This window comes from Intrasporangium sp., assembly GCF_040414665.1.
Taxonomy (GTDB): domain Bacteria; phylum Actinomycetota; class Actinomycetes; order Actinomycetales; family Dermatophilaceae; genus Intrasporangium.
In genome coordinates, this window is sequence record NZ_JBEDUL010000138.1 from 1 (window position 1) to 5500 (window position 5500).

A 5500-nucleotide genomic window follows, 5' to 3' on the forward strand; every position below is an offset into this window, starting at 1 on the left:
CGTCGGATGCGCGCAGAGGAGCAGGAGCAACAGGCCGTACAGGTGGCCCAGAGCGACCAGACCGAGCGCGCCGAGGCGTGAGCCAGCGCGGTTGAATGGCGACATGACAACGGAGTCACCGGCACCCACCCTCCCGGACCACGAGATCCCGACCCTGTCGCTCGACGAACTGCGCCACCTCCAAACCGAGCGGCTGCGCGGGACGATCTCAACGGCATACGCGAAAGTCCCGCACTACAAGGAGGCGTTCGACGCTAAGGGCGTCACCCCCGACGACATCCAGTCCCTCGAGGACATCGCCACGCTGCCGTTCCTGACCAAGGCGGACCTTCGCGACAACTACCCGTTCGGGATGTTCGCCGTGCCGCGGACCGAGGTGGTGCGGATCCATGCCAGCTCCGGCACGACGGGGCGGCCGACGGTGGTGGGGTACACGAGGCAGGACGTCGACACGTGGGCCGACCTCATGGCGCGCTCCATCCGCTTCGCTGGCGGAGGGCCCGGCGACATCATCCACGTCGCCTACGGCTACGGCCTGTTCACCGGCGGCCTCGGCGCGCACTACGGCGCCGAGCGGCTCGGCGCCACGGTCGTCCCGGTCAGCGGCGGCATGACCGAGCGGCAGGTCCAGCTGATCAGGGACTTCGGCGCGACGGTCATCATGGTGACGCCGAGCTACTTCCTGTCCCTCATCGATCAGATGGAGGCAGACGGCATCGACCCGCGCTCGACGAGCCTGCGGGTCGGGATCTTCGGCGCGGAGCCGTGGACCGAGTCCATGCGCCGGGAGATCGAGGAACGCACGGGCATGGACGCCGTCGACATCTACGGCCTGTCCGAGGTCATGGGTCCTGGCGTGGCGCAGGAGGCGGCGACGACGAAGGACGGACTGCACCTCTGGGAGGACCACTTCTACCCCGAGATCATCGACCCGGTGACGGAGGAGGTGCTCCCCGACGGCGAGCTCGGCGAGCTCGTGCTCACCTGCCTCACCAAACAGGCCCTGCCGATCATCCGCTACCGCACCCGTGACCTCACCCGACTCCTCCCCGGCACCGCCGTCCCGTCGATGCGCCGGATGGAGAAGATCACCGGACGCTCCGACGACATGATGATCGTCCGCGGGGTCAACGTCTTCCCCACCCAGATCGAGGAGTTCGTGCTGGCTGACCCCCGGCTGTCGCCGTACTTCCAGTGCGTGCTGACGCAGCCGGGCCGCATGGTCGAGCTGACCGTGCTCGTCGAGCCACACGAGCGGCTGTCCCCGGGGGACGCGGAGGCGATCGCACGCCAGCTCCAGCACGAGATCAAGACCAACGTCGGCACGACGTGCCGCGTCGAGGTGCGCGAACCCGGGTCGATCGAGCGTTCCGTGGGCAAGGCGCGCCGCATCGTGGACGAACGGCCCAGGGCATAGGGGTATGCCGCTGAGCTCGCCGCCTGCCCGCGGCCGGTCCCGTCCCTCCCGTCCGCTGCCCTGCCGGATCTGAGTGCCGAGGCTCAGGCCTCGGGAGTCGTCGGGACCAAGACTGTCGTCGTGGCTGACTCGAGAGCTGGTCGAGCGCAGGGATCTGCGCCAGGGCCGACAGCGCGGCGGCCGGTGTGGCCGGTGACACTCCTCGTCGTCCTCTGCGCCTTCCTGCTCTCCGCCTGGAACCTGTACGGGGCCATGATCACGACGGCACCGTTCTTCGGTGATCCCCCGTCGCGCCGCGAGACCATCGAGGCAGGGCTGATGACCCTGACCGGCATCGTGCCGTGTGTCCTCTTCGCGCTGGCGGGATGGATCGCCGGGTCACGCTGGGGGCTCGGCGCCATTGCCCTGCCCGTGGTCGCGCTGGCCTCCGCAGGCTTCGGCCTGCTGGCCGAGGAGGGAGATCCGGACGACCCGGAGCCCACCCGGGCAGTGCGGTTCGCTGACGTGTTCGGCGACCTCACGTACCTCAACTGGATCGTGGCCGGTGGCCTGGTGGTCCTCATCGGCGGGGTCGTGTGGACCCGTCGGCGAGGCCGCGGTTGATGGCGCGGACGAGCGGCGGCCCGCCAAAGATGAACCCGGTGTAGAGCTGGAGGAGCGACGCCCCGGCGTCGATCATCCGAGCGGCATCGTCGACGGTGGAGATCCCGCCCACGCCGATGATCGGCAGTCCCGGGGACTCTCGGTGAATGAAGCCGACGACCTCGCGCGCTCGCTCGGTGAGCGGTCGCCCGGACAGCCCGCCGGCCTCCGCGGCGAGGGGCGCGTCGCGCAGCGACAGACCCTCCCGAGAGGTCGTCGTATTCGTCGCGATGACACCGGCGACGCCATGGTCGGCGCAGACCTGGAGAACCTCGGTGATCGCCGGGAAGGTGAGGTCTGGGGCGATCTTGACGAGAAGCGGGGTCCCATCGGCCTCGGCCTGCAGCGCTGCGACGAGCTCGTCCAGCAGCCCCCGATCCTGGAGCCCCCGGAGCCCTGGCGTGTTGGGCGAGCTGACGTTGATCGCGACGTAGTCGGCGAACCGTCCCAGCGCCCGCATCGAGTGGACGTAGTCGCCCACCGCTTCCTCGACCGGCGTCACCTTCGACTTGCCGATGCTGATCCCGAGCGGCACGCCGATCGGTCCGAGCGCAGCCAGCCGCGCTGCCAGGGCATCGGCTCCCTCGTTGTTGAAGCCCATCCGGTTGATGATCGCCCCACTGTCCCGGAGCCGGAACAGCCGCGGTCGGGGGTTCCCGGGCTGCGCCTGCCGGGTCACCGTGCCGACCTCGACGAAGCCGAAGCCCAGGCCCGGCCACGCCTTGAGCGCGGCCCCGTCCTTGTCCATGCCTGCGGCGAGACCAACGGCGCTCGGGAACTGCACGCCGAAGACCGTCCTCGGATCACCCACCCCGTTCCAGCGCCGGAGTGCGGCGACTGCAGGTGACAGCCGCGCCAGGCGGCTCAGCGCCGCGATCGTCGTGTGGTGTGCGGTCTCCGCGTCGCCGCCGCCGAGACGGAACAGTGCCGGCCGGACGACGCGCTCGTAGATCACGGCGCCCATGCTCCCACCCGCGCCTGCCGCAACACGCCCGGCACCACAGAACCCCTGCCTGAAATAGCACTGGTCAGTTCTGCACTCCCGGGCGTGTTGCGGTGTAGGGCTCCTGGAGAGCGGTCGAGCGGAGGGCGGACCGCACCAGGTCGAGGGCCGCAGCGTCGTCCAGACCGGCCTCGCGAGCGGCCAGGGCGTACTTCGCAGCCAGGGCGGCGACGGCGACGTCGGCGGTGTGCTCGCCCGAAGCCACGACGGTCCCGGCCCGGCGCCCGGTCTCGACGAGGCCCGAAGCCTCCAGCTCCTTGTAGGCGCGGGCGACCGTGTTGACGGCCAGCCCGAGATCCGCCGCCAGGGCCCGGACCGTCGGCAACCGGTCACCCGGCAGCAGTCGACCTGAGGTGATCAGGCCGGCGAGCTGGGTCCGAACCTGCTCGAAAGGCGGCTCCGCGGACGTCGGGTCGACCGTCAGCCGCAGCTCCATCGTCATGGGATCCTTCCTGACCGGGCGAGCTTTGTCTCAATACATCAAGCCAGTGGCACAAAGTCTCGTCAAGGGCGGGAGGAGCCGAAGGTCACGTTCCTCAAAGAGGAACCCAGCGGCATACGGAATTACTACGAGGCGTAGTATCTACTACGACACGTAGTTCGCCCCATGCCCGCCGGGAGCCTTCATGGATGCCACAGATCTTGCGAGATGGCAGTTCGCCATCACGACCGTGTACCACTTCCTCTTCGTGCCGATCACGATCGGGCTCTCCGGCATCGTCGCCGTCTTCCACGTGCAGTGGGTGCGCACACGCAAGCCGGAGTGGCTCCGGCTGACCAAGTTCTTCGGCAAGCTCTTCACCATCAACTTCGCGCTCGGGCTCGTGACCGGCATCGTCCAGGAGTTCCAGTTCGGGATGAACTGGTCTGACTACTCGCGGTTCGTCGGTGACATCTTCGGTGCGCCCCTCGCGGTCGAGGCGCTCCTCGCCTTCTTCCTCGAGTCGGTCTTCCTCGGCCTGTGGATCTTCGGCTGGGGACGCATCCCCGAGAAGCTGCACGCCGCAACGATGTGGATCGTCCACATCGGCACGGTCCTCTCGGCCTACTTCATCCTTTCGGCCAACTCGTTCATGCAGCACCCGGTCGGCTACACGTACAACCAGGCCACCGGCCGCGCCGAGCTGACCGACTTCTTCGCGGTCCTGACGAACAAGGTCCAGCTCATCACCTTCCCCCACGTCATCTTCGCCGCCTACATGGTCGGCGGCGCCGTCGTCATGGGCGTCGCCCTGCACCTCATGCGCCGGGAGGCGCTGCGTGCCAAGGACCTCGAGCCGGGGGCAGCACAGGATGTCCCGATGTACCGCAAGGCGGCGCGAATCGGCGCCGTCGTGACCCTCATCGCTGGACTCGGCGTCGCCATCACCGGTGACATCCAGGGCAAGATCATGACCGAGGTCCAGCCGATGAAGATGGCTGCGGCGGAGGCGCTCTACGAGTCGGTGCCTGCCGGTGAAGGCGCCCCGTTCTCGGTGCTCACCGTCGGCTCGCTCGACGGCCAGCACGCCAGCGCGCTCATCGAGATCCCCGGCCTGCTCAGCTTCCTCGCGACGGGAGACTTCAACGGCGCGGTCCAGGGCATCATCGAGCTCAAGCAGCAGTACGCCCAGACCTACGGCGCGACCGGCAACCCGCTCGTGGCCGACGTCGCAACGAACTACGTGCCGAACATCCCGACCACGTACTGGACCTTCCGTCTCATGATCGGGGTCGGCATCGCGGCGGCGGCGATCGCGGTCGCCGTCCTGTGGCTCACGCGCAAGGGCCGCACGCCCACCCACCGCTGGCTCTTCTGGGCCGCTGTTGCCGCCCCGCTCCTGCCGGTCCTGGGCAACTCGTTCGGGTGGATCTTCACCGAGGTCGGCCGCCAGCCGTGGATCGTGTTCGGCCTCATGACCACATCAGCGGGCGTCTCCCCCGGCGTCTCCGTCGGCGAGGTCATCACCTCGATGGTCGTCTTCACCCTGCTCTACGGGGCCCTGGCGGTCGTCGAGATCAAGCTCTTCCTCCACTACGTCCGGCGCGGGGCCGACCCGTTCGAGCAGCCGGAGGAACCGAGTGAGCGGGACGAGGACGCACCCCTCGTCTTCGCCTACTGAAAGGACTGCCCACCATGGATCTCGCAACCTTCTGGTTCATCGTCCTCGGCGTCCTCTGGACCGGCTACTTCGTCCTCGAGGGCTTCGACTTCGGTGTCGGCATCCTGCTGCCAGTCCTCGGCCGCAAGAAGGGAGTCGCCGACGACGGCACCGCCGAGAAGCGCCGCCGGGTCATGCTCAACACCATCGGCCCGGTCTGGGACGGCAACGAGGTGTGGGTGCTGACGGCGGGTGGCGCGACCTTCGCGGCGTTCCCGCACTGGTACGCGACGATGTTCAGCGGTTTCTACCTGCCGCTCCTGCTCATCCTCGTCGCCCTCATCGTCCGCAACCTCG

Annotated in this window: 6 protein-coding genes; 4 read left to right on the plus strand and 2 right to left on the minus strand. The window is 68.6% G+C overall.

All coding sequences use genetic code 11. The annotated features are described in order from the left end of the window. Positions 1-103: 103 nt before the first annotated feature. Together paaK and ABF401_RS14235 are read left to right on the plus strand one after the other, a co-directional pair. Positions 104-1417: a phenylacetate--CoA ligase PaaK gene (gene paaK, locus ABF401_RS14230; protein ID WP_353510225.1), complete on the plus strand. Its 1314-nt coding sequence runs from the start codon at positions 104-106 to the stop codon at positions 1415-1417. A 192-nt stretch (positions 1418-1609) separates the two neighbouring features. Then, positions 1610-2020 (plus strand): hypothetical protein, encoded by a 411-nt coding sequence (locus ABF401_RS14235; protein WP_353510226.1) that lies wholly within the window; start codon positions 1610-1612, stop codon positions 2018-2020. Here the strand turns inward: ABF401_RS14235 and ABF401_RS14240 are convergent. Then, entirely contained in the window at positions 1977-3023 is a 1047-nt protein-coding gene (locus ABF401_RS14240) for a quinone-dependent dihydroorotate dehydrogenase (RefSeq protein ID WP_353510227.1), read from the minus strand. The genes ABF401_RS14235 and ABF401_RS14240 overlap by 44 nt on opposite strands. A 64-nt stretch (positions 3024-3087) precedes the next feature. Next, complete coding sequence (locus tag ABF401_RS14245) at positions 3088-3498, minus strand: GntR family transcriptional regulator (RefSeq protein ID WP_502908253.1); 411 nt, start codon at positions 3496-3498, stop codon at positions 3088-3090. 190 nt (positions 3499-3688) lie between these two features. Between ABF401_RS14245 and ABF401_RS14250 the strand changes: the two genes are divergently transcribed. Together ABF401_RS14250 and cydB are read left to right on the plus strand one after the other, a co-directional pair. Next, positions 3689-5164, plus strand: coding sequence for a cytochrome ubiquinol oxidase subunit I (locus ABF401_RS14250; protein ID WP_353510229.1), 1476 nt, complete (start codon positions 3689-3691; stop codon positions 5162-5164). A 14-nt stretch (positions 5165-5178) separates the two neighbouring features. Further along, on the plus strand, positions 5179-5500 hold a 322-nt coding region (gene cydB, locus ABF401_RS14255), incomplete at its 3' end, for a cytochrome d ubiquinol oxidase subunit II (protein WP_353510230.1).